The sequence below is a fragment of the Planococcus halocryophilus genome (assembly GCF_022489025.1).
Lineage (GTDB): Bacteria > Bacillota > Bacilli > Bacillales_A > Planococcaceae > Planococcus > Planococcus halocryophilus_A.
The window spans coordinates 16,408-42,453 of sequence record NZ_JAKVTG010000007.1; the positions used below are offsets into that span (position 1 = coordinate 16,408).

The 26,046-nt window shown below is 39.7% G+C and carries 23 protein-coding genes, 1 pseudogene and 1 riboswitch; of the genes and pseudogenes, 18 read left to right on the forward strand and 6 right to left on the reverse strand.

Annotation, left to right across the window (positions count from 1 at the left end):
- Positions 1-172 precede the first annotated feature (172 nt).
- Positions 173-1,114: a hypothetical protein gene (locus tag MLE13_RS09895; RefSeq protein ID WP_240749551.1), complete on the forward strand. Its 942-nt coding sequence runs from the start codon at positions 173-175 to the stop codon at positions 1,112-1,114.
- Positions 1,115-1,154: 40 nt separating this feature from the next.
- Here the strand turns inward: MLE13_RS09895 and MLE13_RS09900 are convergent, their stop codons facing one another.
- Positions 1,155-2,492 carry a DNA cytosine methyltransferase gene (locus tag MLE13_RS09900; protein ID WP_240749552.1) on the reverse strand — a complete coding sequence of 446 codons (1,338 nt, stop codon included), beginning with the start codon at positions 2,490-2,492 and terminating at the stop codon, positions 1,155-1,157.
- Between the two features lie 283 nt (positions 2,493-2,775).
- On the opposite strand from MLE13_RS09900, the gene MLE13_RS09905 reads away from it, so the two are divergent.
- Together MLE13_RS09905 and MLE13_RS09910 are read left to right on the forward strand one after the other, a co-directional pair.
- Entirely contained in the window at positions 2,776-3,537 is a 762-nt protein-coding gene (locus MLE13_RS09905) for an HNH endonuclease (protein ID WP_240749553.1), read from the forward strand.
- Positions 3,538-3,731: 194 nt separating this feature from the next.
- A pseudogene (locus MLE13_RS09910) lies at positions 3,732-3,872 on the forward strand (hypothetical protein); the annotation flags it as partial.
- A gap of 111 nt (positions 3,873-3,983) precedes the next feature.
- Here MLE13_RS09910 and MLE13_RS09915 read toward each other — a convergent pair.
- A complete protein-coding gene (locus tag MLE13_RS09915; RefSeq protein ID WP_240749668.1) occupies positions 3,984-5,303 on the reverse strand; it encodes an LLM class flavin-dependent oxidoreductase in 1,320 nt (439 codons plus the stop codon).
- Between the two features lie 221 nt (positions 5,304-5,524).
- Here MLE13_RS09915 and MLE13_RS09920 point away from each other — a divergent pair, with 221 nt between their 5' ends.
- Positions 5,525-5,959: a DUF6526 family protein gene (locus MLE13_RS09920; RefSeq protein ID WP_240749554.1), complete on the forward strand. Its 435-nt coding sequence runs from the start codon at positions 5,525-5,527 to the stop codon at positions 5,957-5,959.
- A 62-nt stretch (positions 5,960-6,021) separates the two neighbouring features.
- Here the strand turns inward: MLE13_RS09920 and MLE13_RS09925 are convergent, their stop codons facing one another.
- Positions 6,022-7,437: a DHA2 family efflux MFS transporter permease subunit gene (locus MLE13_RS09925; RefSeq protein ID WP_240749555.1), complete on the reverse strand. Its 1,416-nt coding sequence runs from the start codon at positions 7,435-7,437 to the stop codon at positions 6,022-6,024.
- Positions 7,438-7,901: 464 nt separating this feature from the next.
- Here MLE13_RS09925 and MLE13_RS09930 point away from each other — a divergent pair, with 464 nt between their 5' ends.
- Both MLE13_RS09930 and MLE13_RS09935 read left to right on the forward strand, forming a co-directional pair.
- On the forward strand, positions 7,902-9,479 hold the full coding sequence (locus MLE13_RS09930) for a BCCT family transporter (RefSeq protein WP_240749556.1): 1,578 nt from the start codon (positions 7,902-7,904) through the stop codon (positions 9,477-9,479).
- Positions 9,480-9,717: 238 nt separating this feature from the next.
- Positions 9,718-10,563 (forward strand): DegV family protein, encoded by an 846-nt coding sequence (locus MLE13_RS09935; protein ID WP_240749557.1) that lies wholly within the window; start codon positions 9,718-9,720, stop codon positions 10,561-10,563.
- A 59-nt stretch (positions 10,564-10,622) separates the two neighbouring features.
- On the opposite strand, the gene MLE13_RS09940 is transcribed toward MLE13_RS09935, so the two are convergent.
- Positions 10,623-10,970 carry a thiol reductase thioredoxin gene (locus tag MLE13_RS09940; protein WP_240749558.1) on the reverse strand — a complete coding sequence of 116 codons (348 nt, stop codon included), beginning with the start codon at positions 10,968-10,970 and terminating at the stop codon, positions 10,623-10,625.
- A gap of 231 nt (positions 10,971-11,201) precedes the next feature.
- Here MLE13_RS09940 and MLE13_RS09945 point away from each other — a divergent pair, with 231 nt between their 5' ends.
- From MLE13_RS09945 to MLE13_RS09955, 3 genes are all read left to right on the forward strand, one after another.
- Positions 11,202-12,161, forward strand: coding sequence for a sensor domain-containing diguanylate cyclase (locus MLE13_RS09945; RefSeq protein WP_240749559.1), 960 nt, complete (start codon positions 11,202-11,204; stop codon positions 12,159-12,161).
- 281 nt (positions 12,162-12,442) lie between these two features.
- Positions 12,443-13,438 (forward strand): tRNA dihydrouridine synthase, encoded by a 996-nt coding sequence (locus MLE13_RS09950; protein ID WP_240749560.1) that lies wholly within the window; start codon positions 12,443-12,445, stop codon positions 13,436-13,438.
- Between the two features lie 156 nt (positions 13,439-13,594).
- Positions 13,595-14,029, forward strand: a complete 435-nt coding sequence (locus MLE13_RS09955; RefSeq protein ID WP_240749561.1) for a MarR family winged helix-turn-helix transcriptional regulator — start codon at positions 13,595-13,597, stop codon at positions 14,027-14,029.
- A gap of 70 nt (positions 14,030-14,099) precedes the next feature.
- On the opposite strand, the gene MLE13_RS09960 is transcribed toward MLE13_RS09955, so the two are convergent.
- Positions 14,100-14,609: a CarD family transcriptional regulator gene (locus tag MLE13_RS09960; RefSeq protein ID WP_240749562.1), complete on the reverse strand. Its 510-nt coding sequence runs from the start codon at positions 14,607-14,609 to the stop codon at positions 14,100-14,102.
- 190 nt (positions 14,610-14,799) lie between these two features.
- Between MLE13_RS09960 and MLE13_RS09965 the strand changes: the two genes are divergently transcribed.
- The 9 genes from MLE13_RS09965 to xylF all read left to right on the forward strand — a co-directional run bounded on the left by MLE13_RS09965 (position 14,800) and on the right by xylF (position 24,922).
- Positions 14,800-15,012, forward strand: a complete 213-nt coding sequence (locus tag MLE13_RS09965) for a hypothetical protein (protein ID WP_240749563.1) — start codon at positions 14,800-14,802, stop codon at positions 15,010-15,012.
- Positions 15,013-15,127: 115 nt separating this feature from the next.
- The gene (locus MLE13_RS09970; protein WP_240749564.1) at positions 15,128-15,649 is read left to right on the forward strand and encodes a DUF1456 family protein; all 522 of its coding nucleotides are present in this window, start codon (positions 15,128-15,130) and stop codon (positions 15,647-15,649) included.
- 182 nt (positions 15,650-15,831) lie between these two features.
- The gene (locus tag MLE13_RS09975) at positions 15,832-16,953 is read left to right on the forward strand and encodes a sugar ABC transporter substrate-binding protein (protein WP_240749565.1); all 1,122 of its coding nucleotides are present in this window, start codon (positions 15,832-15,834) and stop codon (positions 16,951-16,953) included.
- Positions 16,954-17,043: 90 nt separating this feature from the next.
- Positions 17,044-18,564 (forward strand): sugar ABC transporter ATP-binding protein, encoded by a 1,521-nt coding sequence (locus tag MLE13_RS09980; protein ID WP_240749566.1) that lies wholly within the window; start codon positions 17,044-17,046, stop codon positions 18,562-18,564.
- Between the two features lie 12 nt (positions 18,565-18,576).
- On the forward strand, positions 18,577-19,752 hold the full coding sequence (locus tag MLE13_RS09985) for a sugar ABC transporter permease (RefSeq protein ID WP_240749567.1): 1,176 nt from the start codon (positions 18,577-18,579) through the stop codon (positions 19,750-19,752).
- Positions 19,753-19,889: 137 nt separating this feature from the next.
- Positions 19,890-20,870 (forward strand): sugar ABC transporter substrate-binding protein, encoded by a 981-nt coding sequence (locus tag MLE13_RS09990; RefSeq protein WP_240749568.1) that lies wholly within the window; start codon positions 19,890-19,892, stop codon positions 20,868-20,870.
- Positions 20,867-22,315, forward strand: a complete 1,449-nt coding sequence (locus tag MLE13_RS09995; RefSeq protein WP_240749569.1) for a sensor histidine kinase — start codon at positions 20,867-20,869, stop codon at positions 22,313-22,315. Before MLE13_RS09990 ends, MLE13_RS09995 begins: the two co-directional genes overlap by 4 nt.
- A complete protein-coding gene (locus MLE13_RS10000; protein ID WP_240749570.1) occupies positions 22,308-23,858 on the forward strand; it encodes a response regulator in 1,551 nt (516 codons plus the stop codon). The genes MLE13_RS09995 and MLE13_RS10000 overlap by 8 nt, the downstream gene beginning before the upstream one ends.
- Entirely contained in the window at positions 23,855-24,922 is a 1,068-nt protein-coding gene (gene xylF / locus MLE13_RS10005) for a D-xylose ABC transporter substrate-binding protein (protein ID WP_240749571.1), read from the forward strand. The genes MLE13_RS10000 and xylF overlap by 4 nt, the downstream gene beginning before the upstream one ends.
- Positions 24,923-24,961: 39 nt before the next feature.
- Here the strand turns inward: xylF and MLE13_RS10010 are convergent, their stop codons facing one another.
- Complete coding sequence (locus MLE13_RS10010; protein WP_240749572.1) at positions 24,962-25,597, reverse strand: NAD(P)-binding protein; 636 nt, start codon at positions 25,595-25,597, stop codon at positions 24,962-24,964.
- 259 nt (positions 25,598-25,856) lie between these two features.
- Positions 25,857-25,963, forward strand: a riboswitch (SAM riboswitch).
- Positions 25,964-26,046 lie beyond the last annotated feature (83 nt).

Sequence of the window (26,046 nt, forward strand, 5' to 3'; positions counted from 1 at the left end):
GATTATTTGCTTGGAAAAAACCGAATGAACTTTCTTAATTAATAGTAAAATCAAGTATTATACAAATTTGTTATTAGTAGAAAAATTGATATAATGTATCTATTGATTAAATCTAAAGACCTTATTAAAAATCTAGGTAATTAGTCGAAAATAATATATGAGGAGATTAAAAATGTCGCAGAATATCATTGAACATTTAAGACAAGAAGCAATTCAAGAAATATTTAAAATGAAGACTTTTGAAACTGCTTGGGCAGTTTGGCAAAAAGGTATCCAAGGGCAAATTAGTCCATTAAATGCTAATAACGTTTTGAATCTAGGAGATAATTTAGGAGATATATTTCGATCGACTGGAGTTGCGGGACGTAGGCAAGAAGACGTTTCTACAGGAGGCAATGTATGGGAGGCTCTGATATGCTGGTATTTGAATTTATGTCTAGTTGGTAGCCGTACAGTCGTCTTTAAACAAAAAAAAGCTCTCTTACCAACACCAGTAAGAGAGGCTTTAACAGTTAGCTATGGCACATTTCCTTCTAATACTGAATCAGACTTAATTGCAATAACATTCCCTGAAAAAAGTGATTACACGAGTATAGATAAACACAGTATTTCAATAAGAAATGATGTTGGAAACTTAATTCCAACATTATCAGGCAAGAAATACAACTTTCTCGAGATATCTAATGCTTTACTGAGTAGAGATTTTAATGATTTAGAAATCGGTGTTATACAGTGTAAAACAAATTGGAATGATAATGCTCAAGTACCTATGCTATGGGATATGATTTATTCTTCTAGTGGGTTCAGCAGACATTCAATTGTAGTAGGCACTTCTTTATATTCAATTAGGGATTTAAAGAAGTTTAGTTATTCTTTTGTAACAGTACCTACAGTAAAGATGAGCAAAATCAATCACACAAGTACTTGTGTGAGAAGAGTACAAAACCTTTCAGGAGGTAATTATTGGGGCTATCCTTCGAGAGCGTCGGTAGCTAACTCGATAAAAGATATATTTGGTAGAAACTTCTCTTCAGCTTCAACTACTAGTCTAGCTGCACGTCTTAGGGTAGAATTACCAAATTTAAGAACAACATACTCCTATTTTAATATTTAAGTTAATGAGTACGCAAAGAGAAAACCACCTTATTGCGTACTCAATTTTCTAATGCATTTCGTATTTCGATAGCGATGGCTCTCGCTAATAGTGGCGGGATAGCATTTCCTACTTGTGAATACTGAGGAACTTCTAAGCCTCGTCTCATACCACCAGTGGTTCTTTTACCAAGAAATTCAAAGCTATCATCAAAGGACTGTAACCGTGCCAATTCGCGAACACTTGGTATACGATTTTCAAAGGGAGATAAAAAATCATCTGGTAGGGTAACAACGGTAGGAGACACTCTGTGCCTATTATACCTAAACCTATTATTTTTCTTTGTAAGAATAGATTCAATTAATTGACTACTAACAGGCGGTGTCGCGAAACCTGATATTATTTGTTCCGTAGAAAAAATATTTTTAAGTGCAGATTTACTTTCTTCCAACAGATGTGGGTATTCAATAATTTCAAGACCATTATCTTTAATCCGTTTTTTTAACATTGGAGAACTTTCTCCCTCACGAAACAATGAGAACCTTTCAACGATAAGAGGTCCATGGTTTGATAGGTCGTGATTGTAAACATGCCCATTTGAACTAATGGTATTATTTGCGAGTGACATCGTTCTACCATTTATGGATTCTAATTGATACTGAGAGTGGCTTCTAAAGGTACCTTCTTTTATATTTGTATCAACAATAAGGTCACTAATTGCATCGAAAACATTCACTTTGTCTTCTTCATTTGGTGTGGTTGGCTCAGGATAAGCAGGGGCAGTTTGCCCATCTAAATATGCAATGAAAATAGCCCGTTTTCTTCTTTGTGGCACACCATAATTGGATGCATCTAAAATTTCTGGCTGCAGTGTACGGTAGCCTAATAGTGAAAACTCATTCATTAATATCTCGGGCATCAAACTTCTTTCAGGATATTCATGTCCAGTTAGCCCCACATAACCATCCATTTTAGTATCCATAAAACCTTCTACGTTTTCCATAACAACATATTTAGGATTAATATCGTTTACAACCCTTAGGTATTCTCTAAAGAGTCTGTTTCTAGGGTCGTCTTGATTACGCCTTCCCGCTCTGCTGAAGCCTTGGCAAGGTGGACCTCCAAAAATTACATCTATTTGTGGGACCACTCTACCGTTAAACATATCTATGCCTTGAATTGCCGATTGAATATTTTCAGAAGGTAATTCGTTAATATCGGCTCTCGAAAAATATGTATTAACTCCATGAACAAAGCCTAACTGTTCATGTCTATGGGTGTAGGTTTTTTCTACATCTATACTTAAATCAGATGAAAAAACGATGTGGAATCCAGCTTGGATTACACCTTCACTAAATCCACCTGCACCACAAAATAAGTCTATTGCTATTGGTGTCATCATTATCACTCCATAAATTAATTACATACTTTATATTAATATTATCTAACAAATAGCCAGAAAAGTCCAGGGTTTTCAAGAGTAATTATAACATGGATTCGTTAGAGATTTGATTGCGAAGATTTTAGGTGAAGATATTGTATCGATGGTAGTAATGCTTCACTCCTTTTCAGAATTAAAGTAGTTGAGTTGAAATGAGCAAAAAATATTTTTATGAAGTACGCGATGCAATTTTAAAAGTTCAAATAGTGTTCCTAAACATAATTGAGAGGATCGTGAAGAAATGAAGTTTAACTTTATTTCAAATGAAGAATATAGTCGGAAAGAAGTTAAGGCAATAATTAATCATCCTGAGCCAGATAGTGTAGGGGGGATTTGGGGGACTGGATATGCTCCATTTGAAGATGCATATTTTTTATTTGCGAACTTAGGAATGGCGGGCAGAACGGGTCATAACTATTCTAATGTTTTGACGCAAAATAGTTTGTACTGGTTCAGTAAAGGGACTAGTTCTATACATACACCTAGTATGGTGAAAATGATGAGCGGGGATAATGAAGTATATATTTTTACTAGAGAAGATAGCGGTAATGTGAAATTTAAGTTTCAAGGTCTTGGTTATGTGAAAGATTTCGAGGATGCTAAACCAGCCCATATCGTATGGGGATTAACAAGAAGTTTAAGTGACATTCCTAGAGGTTTCGAAAGTGAGAAGCGTAAAAGGTTTATTGAGGGAGCTAGAACTGAAGCTACAACAACACGTTACGAAAGAAATCCTTTAGCTAGAAAAGCATGCTTAGATTATTACGGTTACAACTGTTTAGTCTGTGAAATGGATTTTGAGCAGCAGTATGGTGAGATTGGTCAAAAATTTATTCATGTACATCATGAGATAGAGATTAGTGCGATTGGAGAAGAGTATGAAATCGATCCTATAAATGATTTGAAGCCTGTTTGTCCAAACTGCCATGCGATGTTACATAAAAGTAGACCTGCTTTTACTATTGAGGAATTAAAAGTGATTATGAGATTGCAAAAAAATTGAATGATACTTTGAAATAATCATTAATAGTAGTGAAGAATTTGATAATGGATGGTTGGAAATCATTGCTTTTAAAGTGCTGATATTTCAGCGGTATCATACTAGCTTCACAATAAGCTATAACAGGTTTATAATAGAAATAGTTAGAAAATATCGAGAAGTGGTATGCCTACTAAAAAAATATGAATTATCACTCTGTTACCCGTTCAGCATTACAAAACGCAGCATCTGTTGCGGCAATGTTCTTGACGACTGAAGCTGTTGTTGCAGACTTGCCAGAACCAGCAGGACAAGGCGGCGGCATGCCTGATATGGGCGGCATGGGCGGCATGATGTAATAAGTATCTTAACCCCGGTAACAGTAAGGGTTAAAGTGTTTATCATCCTAATAATCAAAATCTAACTCTAAAAGCCTCTCAAAAAATTCATTGAATTTTTGAGAGGCTTTTTTATGCTTTTATATTTATCTCTTTATCTTTGAATTTCGTATCAGTCACTTGTTTCTTATAAGGCAACTCCAAATGATCACGCAATGTCGTTCCTTCGTATTCATTCCGGAAAATCCCGCGTGCTTGCAGAATCGGCACCACCCGGTCGACAAACGCTTCGAGTTCGCTTGGCAAATTGGCAATAATCATAAAGCCGTCTGCTGCGTGTTGTTGGTACCACGATTCGATCAAATTAGCGACGTGTTCAGGTGTGCCCATAAAAGGTGTGCGAGGAGTTGCTTCGCGCAAAGCCACTTGACGTAAGCTTAAGTTTTCGAGACGTGCTTCTTTTTTAATGCGATCGGTATCGCTTTGGAAACTGTTTTTGCCGATGGTTCCGATATCCGGGAACGGTTCGTCTAGTGGGTACTGAGAAAAATCATGGTGTTCAAACAAACGACCCAAAAAAGCGAGAGCTTGTTCGGTAGTAACTAAACTCGCCAGTTCTTGGTATTTTCGTTCGGCATCTTCTGCAGTCTCGCCGATAATGGGGCTGATGCCTTGTAAGACTAGTAAGTCGCTAGGCTCACGACCGCTCAAACGGGCTTGTTCTTTAACGTTTTTATAATAATGCGTGGCTTCTTCTATTCTCGGCATAATGGCAAATACGGCATCTGCTTGTTGGGCAGAAAAAGCAATGCCATCTTTAGATGAACCAGCTTGGAAAATGACCGGCTGTCCTTGTGGTGAGCGGCCAATATTTAATGGTCCTTGGACAGAAAAGAATTCGCCTTGGTGGTTTAACGTATGCAATTTCGCTGGATCAAAAAATTGTCCGGACTCTTTATCGCGAACAAATGCATCATCTTCCCACGAATTCCATAAGCCTTTCATGACGTGAACAAACTCGGCAGCCATTCGGTAGCGTTCGGCGTGACTGGGGTGATCGTCGAGTTGTTTGCTGAAATTCAATGCCGTCTTTTCTAGTCCAGAAGTTACTACGTTCCATCCAGCGCGACCACCGCTCAACATGTCTAATGAAGCAAACTGTCTTGCAGCAGAAAACGGTTCGCTATAGGTGGTGGATAACGTGCTCACGAGTCCGATGTTCGACGTTACTGCAGCGAGTGCAGAAAGAATCGTTAACGGTTCAAAGCGATTTAAGTAATGGGGGTTTGATTTTTCGTTGATGTACAGAGCATCTGCAATAAAAACAAAATCAAATTTGCCGCGTTCTGAAGTTTGCGCTTGCTGTTTATAAAAATCGAAACTGACACTGGCACCCGCAGGCATAGCGGGATGTCGCCAATCCGAAATTTTTTCACCGGCTCCGTGAATCATGGTTCCAAGTTTTAGTTGCTTTCTCACATTGCATTGTCCTTTCGATAATCCTTTGTCTTAAATTATCGTATGTGTCACGTTATGTGTCAAGACAGGTGTCGTGTGGGAGGTTTTGAAACTGTGGAACTTAACCGAAACTTCATTGGGCTCATAAGCAATAAAATAGGAAAAAGTATTGCAGTATAGTATGATGCCCCTGTAGAGAGTTAAGGAGTGAAAAAATGAAAGAACAATCGTATGAAAAACATGTGCGTTACCCAAGGTTACAGCTTTTTTTCTGGGTACCGTTAAGCTTTGTGTTGCTTTTAACAACGGCTAGTTATGGAATTTATCAATTTGTGGAAAATGGATTTTCGATGCAATTATTTTTGATATTTGCAATTATTATCCTTGCGATTATTCCAGGAATGCTCGCGCGAATTTACGCACTTACGTTACAAGATCGTTTGATTTGTACGGAAGAACAATTGCGCTATTTTATGCTGACAGGAAATCGTCTAGATCCGCGCCTAACAAAGTCACAACTAATTGCCTTGCGTTTTGCGCCTGATGCGGAAGTAGTAGCGTTAGCTGAACGTGCAGTAGTTGAAGAGTTATCAGCAGATGCTATTAAAAAGACTATAAAACTATGGCGTGCCGATCATCAACGCGTTTAAATTGAATACGACTAAAAAAACTCACGCTATCTTTTACAGATAGCGTGAGTTTTTATGTGACTTTAGTTTTTCTTCGTGACGGGCTTTGGACTTTTAATAGCAAATGATATGAGGAATCCGATGGCTGCGACAAATCCAGCTACGATAAAGGCCACATTTACGCCTTGTATTGCGCCGGCTATTGAACTGCCACTTGCAGCTGTAACGGTAATCGTCACAAGTACCGCTGTTCCGATAGCACCCGAAATTTGGCGGAATGTATTATTCATCGCCGTACCGTGAGAAATGAGATGATCTGGTAGCTGATTTAACCCAAGCGTGGTCGATGGCATCATGACCATAGCGATACCGCCCATTCGAATTGCGTTCAACACAGCTAGATATAGAAACGTTGTGTCTTGCGAAAGATTTGCAAAGAAAAACGTTGTGACTGTCAAAATAGCAAAGCCAAGACGTAACAGCCACTTGGCTCCGTATTTATCAAATAATGCACCCGACACTGGGTTCATAATCCCCATAATAATCGCCCCTGGCAATAACATAAGTCCAGAATGGAAAGCGTTAAATCCAAGGAGATTTTGCATGAATAAAGGCAAAATCACAGTTGTGGCAATCATGGAAGAAAATACAATCATCCCGAGTGCTGTGGCGATCGAGAAAATACTGTATTTAAAAACACGAAATTCGAGAATGGGTTCTTTTAGTTTTAACTGTCTTGTAATAAACCAGAAAAGTGTCACTGCACCAATCACTAATGAAATGAGTACGTTCGGGCTGAGCCAACCTACATTACCTGCGATACTAAAGCCGTAAAGAAGTCCCCCAAATCCAAGTGTTGAAAGAGCGATTGATAAAAAGTCCATTTTTGGATTGGTTTGTTCGGTTACGTTTTTTAGTAAAAAATACGCTGAGATGATAATAACAATTGCAATTGGAAAAACAACATAAAAGACACTGCGCCACGGATAGTTGTCTACTAAATAACCCGATAAACTCGGTCCGATTGCAGGCGCAAAGGCGATGATTAGACCAAACATGCCCATCGCTTTTCCGCGTTGGGAAACAGGGAAAACTAAAAACAAAATGGTTTGTAAGAGTGGCATCATAATACCAGCCCCCGCACCTTGCAGCACACGTCCTCCTAATAAGAAGGTGAAGTTAGGAGAAACAGCAGCGAGCAATGTACCGGCTGCAAACATGCTCATTGCCGTTAGGAATAAACTACGTGTTGAAAACTTTCCGATTAAAAATGCTGTGATTGGAATCATAATCCCATTGACGAGCATAAAAATAGATTGTAGCCATTGAACCGTACTTTCGCTAATTTTGAGATCGTTCATGATCGGTGGTAAAGCGGTAGAAATAAGTGTTTGATTGAGAATGGTGATAAAAGCACCTGATAGCAATACAGCTAAAAGGGGAATGTTCTTTTTAAAATCGAATGATTGTGTGTTATTTAGCGTTTCTGAATGAACCATTAATGTATCAGCATCCTTTGTTGGAGTTGCAAATCTTTAAGGTGAAAATCAGATTTGATAGTTCTTAATGATAGAGGTTATTTGGTTAGAGCTCAATTTTGTTGTTTGTATAAAATCTCTATAATAGCTGTGTTGTGTTGGGCATTTGGATGAATGATTTTCCGGAAAATGGATGTGCACTGACTCAAATTCTTCAATTCATAATCAGTGAGTCGAAAGGGTTGGCAAATTGTGTGTAACTCCTATACAATTACATACTTATTGCCAAAAAGCTTTTGAGTATCGTGCTTCTCTTTTGCAACAGAAAAGGTAAAGACAATTGAACATACTGTTTAGAAGTAGATGTGCAGAGCACGCTGTCACACGGAGCAGCTATTGAGATTGAAATCATCATCGTGGAGAAATTTCTTCACTTTTTTAAAGTATGCGTTTATGCGCATGCTACTAATAGGAGGTTTTATTTTTTGAAGAAATATGAATCAAAGACAGATTGGCCCGTACTGTTCATCAGTGGTGGGTTACTTGTCGCTTTTGTACTTGCAGCATTTATCAATGTAGAGTTTGTGTCGAATAGTGTGAATCAATCATTTGCTTTTGCCGTGAAGTATTTCGGGGCATTTTGGCAAGTATTGTTATTGGGAACATTTTTCATTGCACTTTTTCTAGGATTTTCAAAATACGGCAAAGTTCGGCTAGGTGCGATGGACAAGCCGGAAGTTGGGTATTTTAAATGGATTGCTATGATTATGACAACCTTACTAGCAGCGGGAGGCGTATTTTGGGCAGCCGCTGAACCGATGTTCCATTTTCTTGATGTATCCCCTAATTTTACGGGTTCAGGTGTAGAGTCGGGTACTGAGAGTGCCATTGTTCCTGCTTTTGCCCAGTCTTATTTACATTGGGGCTTTCTTGCATGGTCAATTCTTGGGACGCTTGGAACGATCGTTTTAATGTATGCTCATTATCAAAAAGGCATGCCGCTAAAACCGCGTACGTTACTATACCCGTTGCTTGGTGAAAAAATCATGAAAAACAGTGTGTTGGGTACGATCATCGATGCATCTGCTGTGATTGCGGTCGCAGCTGGAACAATCGGACCTATTGGTTTTCTAGGCTTGCAAGCCGCGTACGGGATGGAAGCATTGTTCGGAGTGCCGAATAACTTGTTTACGCAAGTGTCGATTATCATCGCAGTAGTAGCGATTGCAACAATTTCAGCTATTACAGGTTTGCGTAAAGGAATACAATTTCTAAGTAATTTGAACATCATTATTACGCTCGTTTTAATGGTAGCCATTTTAGTATTAGGGCCAGGCGGATTTATCTTTGATACGTTTCTTGCAGCAACTGGAGTTCACCTTCAGGAATTTCTAGCAATGAGTACGTTCCGCGGGGATTCTGATTGGTTGGGTTATTGGACCGTCTTTTTCTGGGGCTGGTTCCTTGGATATGGACCTATGATGGCAATTTTCATTGCTACTATTACACGTGGACGCACGATTCGTGAGTTGATTTTTGCTGTTTCTATTATCGCGCCAACTGTTACGGCATTTTGGTTTACGGTTGTTGGCGGAACAGGGATGTTTTACGAACTTGCTCAGCCCGGGATTGTATCAGATGCATTAAACACATCGGGTATGCCAGCTGCGATGGTTGCCATTACACAACAATTGCCACTTAGTTCAGTTATAGCTCCACTGTTCTTACTCGTCACTATTTTATTTGTTGTCACAACAGCCGACTCGATGGCGTATACCATTTCGGTTGCCATCACAGGCGATGGTCATCCGCCAAAAATTATGCGTGTTTTTTGGTCAATTATTATGGGTGCTGTAGCAATTGTGCTGTTAATGATTAGCGAAGGTGGCATTCAAGCGATACAATCGTTTATCGTCGTTACCGCCATTCCGGTTTCGCTATTGTTACTGCCTACGTTTTGGGCAGCACCAAAAGCTGCAAAAATCATGTTTGAAGATCAGTTTGGCAAAAGCGCTAAATCGAAGAGTAGAGCAACCGGGACAAACCCATTAAAAGACATATAAATAGAAATGAATTTTTGCAACAAAGAATAAAACAATTACAACACAGCCAGCAGCTCAACGTGAGTATGCTGGCTTTTTTTAGTGGGAAAAGCGATATATGTTCAAAATATGGCACCGCTTTCAATATTTCAACTTAATATGACAATTGTCACTAGTACCGCATAGATTTGTCATGTAAGTTATCGTTAGGAGATAGCTGATTCCGATGTGAAAATTGCACCTAGAGGAGAATTTTTTTATGAAGAAAATAGCTTGGATTACGGATACAGCTGCGCAACTTGACGATAATTTTATCCAAAAACATGATGTCTATGTTCTGCCACTTAGTGTTGTTTTTTCAGATGGAGAATATAGAGAATCGATCGACCTGACACAAGAAGAATTTTACAATAAATTAAAACTAGCGAAAGTTTCACCGAAAACATCGCAACCGGCGATTGGAGAAATGTTGGCTCTATATGAAAGACTAGAAAAAGAAGACTATGATTTTGCAATTGCTGTCCACTTATCAAGTGGATTGTCAGGGACATTTGAAACGGCACAAGCGGCTTCTGAAATGACTAACTTCAATGTCTATCCAATTGATTCGAAAATCGGTTCTTTTCCAATGGTTAAAATGATTGAAGTAGGCAATGAACTTTTAGAGAACGGCAAAACAATAGAAGAAGTTGTCGCGACAATTACGGAAATGACAGGGAAATCGAAGTTGTCGTTCATTCCATCTAGCTTAAACCAATTGCACAAAAGCGGGCGTGTTTCTGGAACCCAAACGTTTTTAAGTAATTTGTTAAACATTAAAGTTGTGATTAGTTTTGTAGATGGTAAACCGGTAATGACCGAAAAAGTGCGTACAAACAAACGTGCAAAAGATCATGTGATGTCTCTATTGCGCGCAGATATGGCAGCTGGTGCTGTACCAGAAGTGGCTGTTATTCATTGCAACAATATTCCGGACTCAGAAGCATGGCAAAATGAGTTATTGCAAGAATTTCCGAGTTTAAAAGTAGAAGTGGCGGCTCTTAGTGTTTGCGTTGGTGTACATGCAGGAGATGGTACGACTGGCTTGAGCTGGGTCAGTTATTAATTAGAAGACGAAAAAGACCGCTGATCCCAGATCAGCGGTCTTTCAATTTCCATGAAAACTTATTTATTCATAAATGCTTTGATTTCTTCTTTATCCATAGAAGAATCACATTCCACATTTACTGTATTGCCATTTGTATAAATGAAACCAGGAACCGTTGGAATGTTAAATTCGTTACGTAGTGAAGTGATGCCCGTCATATCATCTGATTCTACACTGTTTACGTAGTAAACATGAGTAGCTGTTTCATCAGCCACTTGTTTTAGATTTTTTACGAACGTTTTACAAAAAGGACAAACCTCTTTACCTATGTAAAGAACGGCTTCAGAATCACCTTTAAGCAATTCTAGTGCTTTTGTAGAATCAATTTTTTCAAAACCTGCTATGTTATCTTGGTAAGTCGTCATATTCAATCAATCTCCTCTCTCTAATAACTTCATTGTACAGGAAGAGTGGAATGGACCAAAAAGTTATGCTTATATAGGTGAAAGAGAAAATGATTGATGCATATGTTAAACTTTAGGGGATACAGTAAAATTTGGTGTTGAGAATAAAGAGAAGCAAATACAAGCGTGATGAATTTATCTAATATTTGATGAAAGTATAAAAGTTGAAGATAATAATAATCGAGGTGCTATATGGTAACAATGTTTCAAGAATTAGAGACGTATAAAAATTTTGATGAATTGGCTAGTGATGTGCTAGATCTCGCGAAAGAAATCTTGCCTGACCAATTGATTTACATAAGTTCGATTAGTGGAACGCAGCAGCTTATTCTGAAGATTTCAAATGAGACCAAAACTATTGTCGCAACTGAAGGGATGATGTTAAGCCTCAATGACTCTCTTTGCAGAGATGTTGATTTTGAAAAGAAACAGCCTTTGATCTATGAGCGTGTTATGGAGGAAAGCAGTTTACATGATTTGAAAAATGGGCTCGAAAAAGCCAATATCAAATCTTATTTAGGTATTCCGATTTCCTTTGTGAATGGAGATAGATTTGGTACATTGTGTGCTGTAAATGATGAAGAAAACCATTTTGATAACAAGAGCATTAAATTGTTGCAGCGAATTGTTAGGATGTTTTCTTATTATTTGGATTTGGAGCGCATAGCTTATAGGGATTCATTGACGAACTTATATAATAGACACTACCTTTCTAAGTTTTTTGAAGACCATCAAGAAACGGAAGGGTGGATATTCTTTTTGGACTTGGATGGATTTAAGAAAGTAAATGATGTCCATGGTCATGACGCGGGTGATATGGTGTTGGAAGAAGTTGCGTTGAGACTTCAAAATTTTGTTAGTGAGCATCCGGATGCTTTGGCATTCAGGTTGGGAGGAGACGAATTCGTTATCCACTTTTCCCGCGTCTCTTGCATAGAGGAAATGAGTCAATTGGCGGAACAAGTACTAGGTAGCTTAACGACATGGGAGGCCAACTATCAACTGTCCACCAGTATTGGTATTGCTATGTATCCCAACAATCACACGGTAAATTTAAAGACGCTTCTTAAAAATGCGGACTATGCCCTAAACCAGGCAAAAGCTTCGGGGAAAAACACGTATAAGTTTTTTGAATTGCAAGATGCTACATAACTCTACAAGTAGGTGGATCAGGTTAGCTGCCAGTCTGAAAAACGTCAACTCATTTACTTAGAGTTGACGTTTTTTAGATAGATCAATTTTGTCTATAGAAGCAATTGTTTAAAGCAGGTCTCTTTCCACAAACACATGATTCGTGTAAACTGTATAAGGTTAAGAAAAAGAGACAAGCCTACAATTACATTTACTCGTTATGGATTTTTCGCATAGATACAACAAGAGTTATGAGTGATAGAAGAGTTGTCATCTCATCATGAAAGGATTGGAATTTGAATATGAAAGAGAATTTCTGGCGTGATTTACCACGACCGTTCTTTGTTTTAGCGCCAATGGAAGATGTGACGAATGTAGTGTTTCGCCATGTAGTGGCTGAAGCCGCAAGACCTGATGTGTTTTTTACTGAGTTTACGAATACCGAAAGTTATTGTCATCCGGAAGGGATTTTTAGTGTGCGCGGACGTTTGACGTTTACAGAAGACGAACAGCCAATGGTCGCTCATATATGGGGCAACAAGCCTGAGCATTTCCGAGAAATGAGTATCGGCATGGCTAAGCAAGGTTATAAAGGCGTCGACATCAATATGGGTTGTCCAGTACCGAATGTTGCAGCTAAAGGAAAAGGGAGCGGGTTGATTCGCTATCCTGATAATGCAGCAGAAATTATCCAAGCGGCTAAAGCAGGTGGTTTACCGGTTAGTGTGAAAACACGACTGGGCTACACGGATTTAGAAGAATGGAAAGGCTGGCTAACACATGTCTTTGAACAAGACATTGCGAACTTGTCGATCCATTTGCGGACGAAAAAAGAAATGAGTGCAGTGCCTGCGCATTGGGAACTCATTCCGGAGATCAAAAAACTTCGTGATGAAATAGCACCGAATACACTTCTGACGATCAATGGAGATATTCCAGATCGCCAAGTTGGATTAGAACTCGCTGAAAAATACGGCATCGATGGCGTCATGATTGGACGCGGAATTTTCCATAATCCATTTGCTTTTGAAGAAGAGCCGACCGAGCACAGCCCGAAAGAATTGTTTGATTTGTTGAGATTGCATTTAGATTTGCATGACAAATACTCTACCGACATCGAACCGATTGCATTTAAACCGCTTCGTCGTTTCTTTAAAATTTACGTGCGCGGTGTGCGTGGTGTGGGCGAATTGAGAAATCAATTGATGTATACCGAAACAACAGATCAAGTACGTGCGTTATTAGATGGATTTGAAGCGTTAAATGAAGCGGAGAGTTCAGTCGAAACAAATGCGTGAAGTTAGTTTTTTTGAAAGCCATCACCAATTAATAAAATTGGTGATGGCTTTTTAAGTAGAACTATGACTCCACAACACGTAAGTATTTTTACTAATTGACTTCACATAAGGGAATCGTTATATTAAATGGCGAAGCAGATGATAGGAGTGAACCGTTTGACACCAAGCGTGGAGTTGCAAAATTTGAATTTGATTGATTTATTGAGCGAACGTCATATAGCGGCACGAAGAATTGCAGAGCAGGCTTGGGATAAAGAAAGTGAAATCCAAATCTCGAATTCCGAGTGGACTATAATGGCTCACATCTACAAACAACAACCCACAATTGCATCCGTCACAAAGAACTTAGATATTACTCGTCAAGCAACTCACAAGTTTGTTAAAAATTTGGCTGCTAAAGGGTTAGTAGAAGTACAGAATGTGGAGAACAATAAAAAAGACAAATGCATTCGATTAACAGCTATAGGTGAAGTTTGTTATGAAAAACATGAAGTATTGAAGAAGCAGCTAGAAAGACAAATCGCTGATAAAATTGGTGCAGATCAGTTGAAAATCTTAAAAGATGTTTTAAAAGCTGATTGGGGAATCTAGTAATCACCTAAAAAAACGTTCCACCTTCTCAACAACTTGAGAAGGTGGAACGTTTTTTGAAAATAGAGGATTAACTAATTGATTGCGCTTGTTCATCCGTGATCAAGTCGTTAATCATTTTATTGATTTCTTCAAAACTCGTGTCCAGTGCATGTGCGAGTTCTTTAAAAAGAATGATTTGTGTATTGTTTAAAAGGTTATAGTCGTGTTCATATAAAGACTCTTTTTGAATTTGAGTATCAAACTTCTTACGCAATAATCCGTTGATAACACCTGCAATTTGCATGCGATCACCTGACTGGATTTTCTTAGGTTGTGCTTTAGGGTTTTGTGAAACCTCGGCTTCTTCTTCAGGTTGTTTAAAGACTTCAATAATTTCGAGTGCTTCTTCTTTTTGAAGGAGCTTTAGCATCACAACCTTGTCGTTGTCGACTGGGGTGCTAATCGTAACTAACGTATTCTCCAAAGGCTGCAATTGGTAATATTGCTTAGTGACATCCGAAACAGTCATGTCGTAAATGTCGTTAATTTTACACAGGCCGTGGGTGGAATAAATGATATGATCTCCAATGGCGAACATCTTTTTTCCTCCTCAAATGTAACTCATCTATTACTACTATAACACACATGGTTAAAATTGTAAACTTAGTTGACGATTTAGAAAGTCCAAAAATTCATGAAATGTATTGCTTAACCAAAGTTTAGAAATTAGTAAAAGAGGGAACAGGTATTTTGTTAGTTTTGCATTGTCAAAACGGAGGTAGAATGAAATGAAGAGTATAGAAGAAGCGAAACAGTTAATTCTTGCTGAGAAGCTTAAGCATTACAATGAACGATTAGCAGATATAGAACGAGATTTGGATTTTTTCTATGAGGAATCGATAGATGATAAAGAGTCATTAAAGATTATCAAAGATTTGAAGAAAAACCTAGAACGTTTAAAAATAATAAAAAATAGAGAAAAACAAGAGACAGTCGTTTGAGACTGTCTTTTTTACTTGTCTTCAAGAGACTGATGCACATGAGGATATATGCTATTATTAGAACAGGATTTAATGTAGATAACAATGAAAATTGAAAGCAACAGGAGGAATTTAGATGGACAATAATGATTTATTGATCCGATTGCGCTATGCGTTGGATATAAAAAATAAAGATATGGTCGACATTTTCAAATTGGGTGGCATTGATTTAAGTAAAGAAGAAGTATTGAAAGTATTGACGAAAACTCCTGAAAGTGATGAAGAAGATGACGACAGTATTTGGGTTGATCATGAAGATCACGAGGATTATATTAAGGCAGAAGATTTTCTTTTTGAATCATTTTTAAATGGCTTCATCATTTTTAAAAGAGGTCGTCAAGAACCTAAACCTGGACAACCAGAAGTTCCTTCATTGACCAATGAGCGTTCTAATAACTTGTTGCTGAAGAAAGTGAAAATCGCTTTGCAGCTAACTAGTGAAGATATGTTAGAAATTTGGGATTTGGCTGGAGTTACCGTAACCAAAGGTGAACTTGGGGCATTGCTTAGAAAAGTTGGCCATAAAAATTACAAGGAATGCGGCGATCGCTACGCGCGGAATTTCCTTAAAGGGTTGGCGATTAAGTACCGAAAATAAAAAAAGCACATCTACCGGTCAGCAGCATCGATCGGTAGATGTGCTTTTTTTTGTTGAATTCACTGATAAGTTAAAAAAGTACAGGTGATATTAAAAGAGTGCTAGTGATAGCGCTTTCATTATGTATTGCTGAAATTATACTAAAGGTGTACTTATTTTACTCAAAGGGAGAGGGATAGATAATGAGAAAGAATTTAAAGGGTGTACTGTTTTTAGTTATGCTTATGGTATTTGCACTAGTGACTGCAGGTTGCAGCGATGACAGTGAGGGAGGATCATCATCGTCTTCAGTTGATGTAGGAATTGTCTTACCTACGAAAGACGAACCGAGATGGGTTCAAGATGAGCAGCGCTTTAAAGATGCGTTGGCAGACTCTGATTATTCAACAGAAATTCTATTTAGCCAAGGATCTTCAGCAAAAGAAAAAGAAAATGTTGAATCCTTGTTGAACAAAGGCATTAAAGTATTGATCATCACACCCCATGATGGACCAGCAGCAGCAGCAGCTGTAGAAGCGGCAAAAAAAGAAGGCGTGACGATTATTGCTTATGACCGTTTGATCACAGATACAGACGCAGTAGATTATTATGTAACATTTGATAGTTTAGCGGTGGGTGCAGCACAGGCGCAGTATTTAGTCGATAACGTACAAGGCCAAGACATTCCACTTTATTTATACGCAGGGGCTTCTTCCGATAACAATGCATTCTTGTTCTTCGAAGGCGCATGGAAAGTACTTCAGCCAAAAATTGCGGATGGTACGTTTAAAGTAGCCAACTCTAGTGAGGCAGAAGCATTAAAAGATTCTGGCGACTTATCACGTGAGCAGTTGAGCAAAATCATTGGTCAAGTAACGACTAACTGGGATCCAAACGAATCTAAGAACAAAGCACAGACACACTTGACGTCTGTTGGAGATGACATGAAAGGCGATGTAGCGGTTCTTGCACCAAATGATGGCACAGCGCGTTCAATCGCAGACGTATTTGCTTCAGATAGCGCAGTATCTAGCTACTTGATCACTGGTCAAGATGCTGAAAAAGCATCAATTCAGTACATTATCGATGAAAAACAATCTATGACAGTGTTCAAAGATGTGCGTTCATTGGTAACAGATGCAATGGGAATGGCGATTGAAGTATTAGATGGTAACACTCCTGAAACGACTGGAACTTATGACAATGGATCAGTGGAAGTAAAAGCAAAACAGACACCTGTCATTGTTGTGGATCAGGAAAATGTTAAAGCAGAGCTAGTCGATTCTGGATATTACGAAGCAAGTGAATTTACAGGATTAGAGTAGCAGACACAGCGAAGCGGAAAAATAGTGATGGAGTTTCTATCACTGTTCTTCCGTTTCACTTGTATTTAAAGCGAGGAGGCAGGCAAAGGCATGAGCGGCTATATTTTGGAAATGAACAGCATCACAAAAGAATTTCCGGGCGTTAAGGCACTTTCCGATGTGAACATCAAAGTGGAAAAAGGAGAAATCCACTGCCTGATTGGTGAAAATGGAGCAGGAAAATCAACTTTGATGAAAGTGCTGAGTGGTGTTTATCCGTTTGGAACCTATCAAGGCGATATCATTTTTGAGGATGAGGTTCAGCAATTCAACGAAATCAATGACAGCGTAAAGGTTGGAATCGGGATTATTTATCAGGAGCTTGCCTTGTTTCCAGATTTAACGGTTTATGAAAACATTTTTGCCGGCAATGAAATTACAAAAGGTCCGTTTGTTGATTGGAATGAAACCATTGTCCAAGCAACTCGAATGCTGAAAAAAGTGAAACTAAACGTCACGCCTGAAACTTTGATCAAAGATTTGGGGATTGGCAAACAACAGCTCGTCGAAATCGCTAAAGCACTTAGTAAAGATGTCAAACTACTGATTCTCGATGAACCGACTGCTGCCTTAAACGAAAACGACAGCGAGAACTTATTGGAGTTATTGAAAGAATTAAAGAATCAAGGCATTAGTTGCATCATGATTTCGCATAAATTGAAAGAAGTCATTTCCATTGCGGACAAAGCAACGGTGCTGAGAGACGGCAAAACAATTTGCACGTTGGATGCGAAAAAAGGCGAGATTACGGAAAGCATTATCATCAAAAACATGGTTGGCCGTGAAATCGAGGATATTTACCCAAAACGGCTAGACAAAAAAGTCGGAGAAACGGTGCTCAAGCTGACAGATTGGTCGGCATATGATGTACAACTTGGACGGAAAGTCGCAAAAAATGTCAACTTGGAAGTGAAAAAAGGTGAAATTATCGGCATCGCAGGCTTGATGGGCTCGGGTCGGACGGAGCTTGCGCTTAGCATATTCGGTAATCCTAAAAACTACAAGCTGCAAGGTGAACTGGAAGTACACGGAGAAAAGAAAAGCTTCAAGCATACCAGTGACGCTATCAAAGCAGGAATCGCTTACGTTACAGAAGATCGCAAAGGCGATGGTTTGTTTTTGATACAAGACATCAAAAGTAATGTCTCAGCGGCTCATATGAAAGGCATTTCCAAAAAAGGCATCTTAAATTTGAACGAAGAAGTAAAAGTCGGCACAGATTATAAAAAATCTCTCAATATTAAAGCGAGTTCGCTCGAACAAGTTGTTGGCAAATTGAGCGGTGGCAATCAACAAAAAGTGTCCCTCGGCAAATGGCTGTTTACTGGACCAAAAATTTTGATTTTGGATGAACCCACAAGAGGTATTGATGTAGGCGCAAAATTTGAAATCTACACCATTATGAATGCATTGATCAAAGAAGGGCTCAGCATTATTATGATTTCATCAGAGCTTGGGGAAATTATGGGCATGAGTGACCGGGTTTATGTAATGGCTGAAGGTGCGATAAAAGGTGAACTGGCAATCGAAGAAACGACTCAAGAGACCATTATGGAGCTCGCGACCCAATAGGAGGCAGTAACAATGAATCTTTTTACGGAAGCTAAATCCATCGTAAAAGCAAATATCCGCGATTACGGTATGTACATCGCATTGATCGTTATCATGCTGACATTTACTATCCGAACAGATGGGCTGTTCATTTCTTCACGGAATATTAGCAATTTGTTAGACTCGGCAGGCTATATTGCCGTGCTGGCTGTGGGGATGACCTTAGTCATCGTCATTCGTCACATCGATTTATCGGTTGGCTTTGTTGCCGGCTTTTTAGGCGCCGTTGCAGCAATCTTTATGACACAGCTTGGCTTTTCAATGTGGATTACCATTCCAGTCATTCTGTTACTCGGCATTCTAGTTGGGTGTTTCAATGGATTTCTAATTGCTCAGTTGGGCATTCCTTCTTTTGTAGCGACGCTTGCCGGCATGCTCATTTTCCGGGGAGCATTGCTGAATGTGACTGAAGACACTGGAACTATCATCATCAATAACGATCAATTTAATGCAATCGGCAACGGATTTATTCCTTCACTGATGCTGGTTAATGGACTTCATCTTTTATCTTTATTGGTGGGTGTTGCTGCGATTATCCTGTATGTTTACAGTGAAATTTCTACGCGTAAAAACAAAATGATTTACGGCTTTGATGTGATGTCGAGTGGCGTTTTCCTGATGAAACTGGTGCTAGTTTCAGCGGTTATTGCCTACATTACTTGGATTTTGGCCGGATACAACGGATTTTCATGGACTATGGTCATCATGTTGATGGTAGTTGTTATTTATCATTTTTTGACCACAAAAACTGTTTTAGGACGTAATATTTATGCAGTGGGAAGCAATCCTGAAGCGGCTCATTTGAGTGGGATTAATGTGAAGCGAATTACTTATATCGTTTTTGGGTCTATGGGCATGCTTGCCGCTTTGTCGGGCTTGTTGTTTACGTCCCGTTTGCAATCGGCAACCACCACAGCCGGAACGTTGTTCGAACTTGACGCCATTGCGGCGGCTTATGTTGGCGGTGTTTCAGCAGCAGGTGGAGTAGGACGTGTCACAGGCGCCATTATCGGAGCTGTTGTAATGGCTTCTTTATCAAGTGGTATGAACCTTTTAGGTACAGGGATTTCCTACCAATACATGATTCGTGGAGGTGTCTTGGCTGTGGCAGTTATTTTCGATGTCATGACCCGTAGACAGCGTGCTTGAGCCAATTTTTAACGGATAGAAAAACTGATGGCATCTCCTAACAGGAGGTGCTTTTTGTTCATTAGAGCTAGTATTGTGAATTTTCAGCCAAGTGGTAAGATGGGAAGAGTTCGCTACCCGAAAAGGAGTAAAATGCTGTGAGAAAAAAAGTAATTGTGGTTCTTTGTTCTCTTTGTGTGGTCCTTGGTTTTTTCACTCTATGGTCGGCAGAGGGAGCTTTTCGTTCCGATTGGCAATTGCCCGCCGCGATTCCTGCAGATGAAGAAAGCTACCGTCTAGTATTAATTACACAAGAACTGGAAACTCCTTTTTGGAACAAAGTTGGTACAGGTGCTATGACACAAGCAGCGCATGAGCAAGTGAATTTGGCTGTGTGGGGAAGTTATGGCAACAACCGTGAAGATTTTTTAAAACAAATTGAAATCGCACTTCATTCCAAAGTGGATGGAGTAATTGTCCAAGGTTTGGATACCGAAGAATTCAAGCAACTGACGAGGGAAAAAGCTGCGTTTTATGGCATTCCTGTAATTACCGTAGCCAATGACGTACCAGTTGAAGAAAGTTTACGAAAAACCTTCGTGGGGTCGGATCATTACCAAGCAGGTAAAATGTTGGCGGAGCAATTGATTAGGGACATGCCAGCAGGAGGACAGACAGTATTAATGGGTGACATCGAGCAAGAATACAGCCAGCAGCAGCGACTGCAAGGCGTCACCGAAAGTTTGGCGAAGCACGACGAAATCTCAACCGTATACGTGGAAAGCGGAAAATCGGATGAAGATATTATTACAGCCACTCAACATGCACTTAATCAAAACCCAGGTGTGCAGGCATTTATTGCCTTGAATGCTAATCATGTCGGACCCATGATGAAAGAAATCAGCCGACGTGCAGAGCTCGAGCCATATCACCTTTATTCATTTGATGATGGAGCCGAGACGGCTTCGCTTCTAGAGCAGGGAAAATTGGATGCCATGATTCAACAGTCTCCTGAACTAATGGGGGAGAAAAGCGTGGAGCTCATGATGCAATGGTTACGAAATGAAGTAGTGCCACTGGACTCTGATGGATATATTACCGATATTCGGATTGTGAAAGGAGCGGTAGCGCAACCATGAATACAATTCAGAAAAAAATCTGGATGCTGGCACTCGTGGTACTGGCAATGATGATTGCCATCTGGCTGACGCTGACTTTTTACAACCAAAAAATGCAGACCCAATACAATGACATTCTGCAAAGGTACTTGCAGATGAATGAAGTTACCAGCGATAGCCAGCAAATGGTGACTGATTTGAATAATTATTTGTTGATGCCGTCTCAAGATACGCATAGTCAACTTGAAAACAGCAGAGAACAGCTCCTTATAGTCCAGTCCACGGTCTATGAATTACGGAATGTAGAAAATGAATTTGTATTAACCAATTACAGCCACCTCATTAGTAGTTTTGTAGAAACCGTAGATCGTTCAATTCGCTTTCAAGAACAAGAAGCCACAGAGGCATCTTTGAAAGAATTTACTGAAGCCACTAGAATTTCCATGTATATATCAGAAATGACGTTAACGATTATTGATACAGAACTAAAAACATACGAACGGTTTTACAGAGAAATTATTGACCAATCTGCAGAATTGAAAAAGCTAGGCGTCTGGTTATTGTTGTTAATTACAGCGGCACTTATATTGTTCACCTATTTTTTTTCAATGAGCATTACGAAACCGATTCATCAATTGACAAAAGCTGCAAATGAATTGGCCAAAGGTCGATTTGATCAGGCCATTCATGTAGACACCAATGACGAAATTTCGTTTTTGGCCGAAACTTTTGACCATATGCGAGGCAATATCAATGCAATGATTGTGGAAATTCAGCAAAAAGCCCAATTGGAAAGCGAGCTGCAAGACAGCAAATTATTGCTCCAGCAGAGCCAGTTACTCAATTTGCAAAGTCAAATAAATCCCCATTTTCTATTCAACACTTTGAACACATTATCCAAAAAAGCATACTTGGATGGTGCTGAAGAAACCAGTGACTTGATCGTCAGTGTGGCTAGTTTGCTGCGTTATAACTTAAAACGAATGGATCGTGCCGTAACTTTATCAGAAGAAGCATTTGTCTTGCGTCAATACATGGAAATTCAAAAAGCCCGATTTAGTGACCGACTGCAGTTTTTTACGGAACTGGATGCTGCTTGTATGAATTTGCAAATACCAGGACTGACACTGCAGCCACTGATTGAAAATGCAGTGATTCATGCAATCGAACCAGAAGAAGATGGCGGCCATATTTGGTTTCGCATTAAAGATGTAAATGCAGAAGTGTGGATAGAAATTGAAGACAACGGCAAAGGTATGAGCCAGGAGAAAAGGTTGCAGTTACTTGACGGGGCAATCATACCAGCTGAAGGCCACTCGACCGGTATCGGGTTTACCAATGTTGTAAAAAGACTGCAGCTCTTTTATGGGAAAGAAGATGTGGTGACCATTGAAAGTGAAATCGGTCAAGGGACTAAGATTATCTTGAAACTACCGAAAATCAGGGGGACGGCTAACCATGATTAAATTATTGATAGTAGATGATGAGCCGATTGAGCGAGATGGCATGCAGGCTATTTTACAGCACGCCTATCATGAATTTGATATCAAGCAGGCGAAAAATGGGAAAATGGCGATTGAATTGACGGAAAGCTGGAAACCGGACTGGATCTTCATGGATATCAAGATGCCTGGAATGACAGGGCTAGAGGCGATTGAGCAAATTCAGCACAACAACCGAGATATTCAATTTGTTATGGTCACGGCTTTTGACACTTTCGACTATGCTCGCCAGGCGATTAAATTGGGGGTTAAAGATTATTTGTTGAAGCCGAGCAAAGCAAGTGAAATCGTCGCAATTGTTGGCAAGCTTCTGGCACAGCAACAACAAAAAGAGCAAGTTTCAGCAACACAAAATCAACAACAAGCCGATTTTCAAAAAGCATTAGCTATTGTTGAAACAGATGTTGTTACGCAATTGCTATTTGATCATGTACATGATGTCCATATTGAACTGTTGGTGGATATGTTAGAGATTCCAGCGACTGATGAGAAATTTGTCATGACTATCATCGTGCCAGAAGGATTTGAAGTTTTGTACCCCCGGCTAAAAGAGTGCATTCGTTCGACTGAGAACGCGTGGATTGGTGCCTTATATGGCCACCAATTACCGATTATCGTGTTCCGAGACAAGAAAAAATCATTTCGTTCACAAGCCATTTCCTTGGTTAAAGCCATTTTGACCATTTCAACAAGTCAACAGCCGGGCTGGTTTATCGGGGTGGGGCCAGTATGTACATCCTTAGAAGACATACGAAACTCCTATCAAAAATCGCTTATTGCTACGATGGACTTGTCATTGCCATCTAGGTATCGGTTTTCATCCGATGTTCCAATACTTGAAAAAGCCGGAGACGCTGCTTTTGTTAAGAAGCAGGAGAAAAAGCTTTTTGATTTTATTCGTTTGGGACAATGGGATGCGATTGATCAGCTCGTGATGGACTTGATCCGCCGCTTCGAGCATGAAGGGGCCAATATCCTGTGGACCCAGCAACGAATACTTGAATTTTTATGGATTACGGCACGGATCATGGGTGAAGTGGGCATTGATGCCTCCATTTCTTATTACACGTTTCAAGCAAAAGATCATCGACAATTATACAGTGAAACACGGCAAGTTGTTGAACGGCTAAAGCATGTTTACATGGAACATTACGATCGCTTAGAAGTGGATAAAATCCACCAACTCAAACAATACATTATGGAACATTCGCATCAAGATCTTTCCTTAGATGCGCTAGCGCAGAGAGTAGAACTAAGCCCCATTTACCTCAGCAAAATGTTCAAAGAAAAACTGGGGATTAATTACATTGATTTCCTGACGTCGTGCCGAATTGACAAAGCAAAAAAACTATTAGGCGATCCACAGAAAAGTTTAAAGGAAATCTCATTTGAAATCGGCTATCACGAACCTAATTATTTCAGCAAAGTTTTTAAGAAAATGAATGATGTTTCTCCAAAGGAATACCGAAAAACGCTATTACATGGAAAGGAAGAAACAACGCGATGACTAAAAAAAATCGCTGGAGACTTATGGTGCTTTTATTCATCAGCTTATTCGTTGGCGCTTGTACACCTGCAGAACAGGCTGTAAAAAAAAATCCTGAAAAAACAGTCGTAGCAGCTAACGACGACACAGTCAAAATCGGTTTTTCCATGGATACGTTAAAAGAAGAGCGTTGGTTGAAGGATCAAGCATTATTTAAAGAGGCAGTAGAAGCATTAGGTGCGGAAGTGGAAATTGTGGCAGCTAATGGCGATGACGCACTCCAGATTACGCAGGCTGAGACCTTGATCCAGCAAGGCATTGACCTGCTGGTTATTGTGCCGCACAATGCTGAGGCAACAGCAGCAATTGTTCACAAAGCCCATAGCGCAGGCATCAAAGTTATTGCGTATGATCGTTTAGTAAAAAATGCGTCGATTGACTTGTATGTATCATTTGATAATGAACGTGTTGGCGAATTGCAGGCAGAAGCGATTTTGGAGCTGGTGCCAAAAGGAAACTATGTCTATATTGGAGGTGCCACGACCGACAACAATGTTCACTTGATTAAAAAAGGGGTTTTCAATGTGCTTCAACCAGCTATTGACCAAGGCGACATTAAAGTCGTCTATGATCAATGGACAGAGGACTGGTCACCAGAAAAGGCCTTTCTTAATATGACAGAGGCTCTTGCTGCAAACAACAACCAAATTGATGCTGTTATTGCTGCGAACGATGCAACGGCTGGGGGCGTTATTCAGGCATTAGCAGCACAGGGCTTAGCAGGGAAAATTCCGGTGGCCGGACAAGATGCCGAACTTGCTGCAGTACAGCGGATTGTTGGCAAAACACAAACGATGACAGTTTACAAACCGATTCAGACTTTGACCGAACAAGCAGCGTCTTTAGCTGTCAGAATGGCCAAAGGCGACACCATTACGACGGCTAGAGTTGTCAACAACGGTAAAGTCGATGTGCCATCGATCCTGTTAGCACCGATTCCGGTAACAATCGACAACCTGCAAGACACTGTTATTAAAGATGGCTTTCACACACAAGCAGATGTTTATGGAGAGGCAGCTAAATAATGAAACTAAAAGATATTAGTCATTCATGAAGGCTTCCTGTTAGTCTATATTTTGTTTCGTCTTGTCTACAAGCAGCTGTAATTCACGAAGTGTTTGCTGCTGAATAGCGTTCTGTAAAAAGGATTCATCTAAAAATGTGCGCAAATAAGCTTTTTTGTCAGGACTAGAAATCCTGGCTTTTTTTACGAGCAGCCGGGCAGCAAAAAGAAATTCGAGGTATTGGTCATAGCGGTCATCGAATTGATTAGACAATTCTTGGTTAATTTTTTTTGCGAGCATGGGGCTTGCCCCATTCGTTGACACGGCAATACTCAATTTTCCTCTTGTGAAATGAGCGGGAAAATGAATATTGCCGAACTCAGCTTCAGCAACAGCGTTCACTAAGCAATTTAGGGGAGCCGCTTTTCGTGCAGCTGCATTACTAACGGGATCATTCGTTGCAACAATCAGCATAAAAGCTTTTTCTACATCTTGATACTCAAAATTTCTCGGCTTCCAAGTGACTAGTTCTTGATCTGCCCATCGGCTTATTTCAGCAGTCGCAGTTGGGCTAATGACGGTCAATCTTGCCTCTTGATCAACCAGACGTTCAAGTCTACGTGTTGCTATATGTCCGCCTCCAATAACGACCACTTCTTTGTTTTTTATATCAATCATGATGGGAATTGTCGTCATCTTCTCCGCCTCCTTTATGCATTTAATACTAGCAAATTAATTCTAAGAATAGTTATAAAAATAAATAATTGGCTGATTTTTTAAAAAAATTGGAGCACTACAGTCCGGCATTATTCGCATAACCTTGCTGTTCGTGACTGATTTTTTGCGAATATAAAAATAAAAACTTTTAAAACATAGTTTGACACTCGGAATAGTATAATATATACTTTGTGAAATCAAACATTTCAGACAATTTGCGCTAACAATTGAATAGACGTTCTTATCAAGAGAGACGGAGGGATTGGCCCTGTGATGTCTCAGCAACCCTCCTTAAAGGAAACGGTGCTAACTCCAATAGGCTTGTTTTAGCCTAGAAGATAAGAAGATTGTTTGGCTTTTTAGGACCTTCTTCTTGTTAAAGAGGTCCTTTTCTTTTTGCCTGAATGTCTGGATAGTTTGGTCTCAGA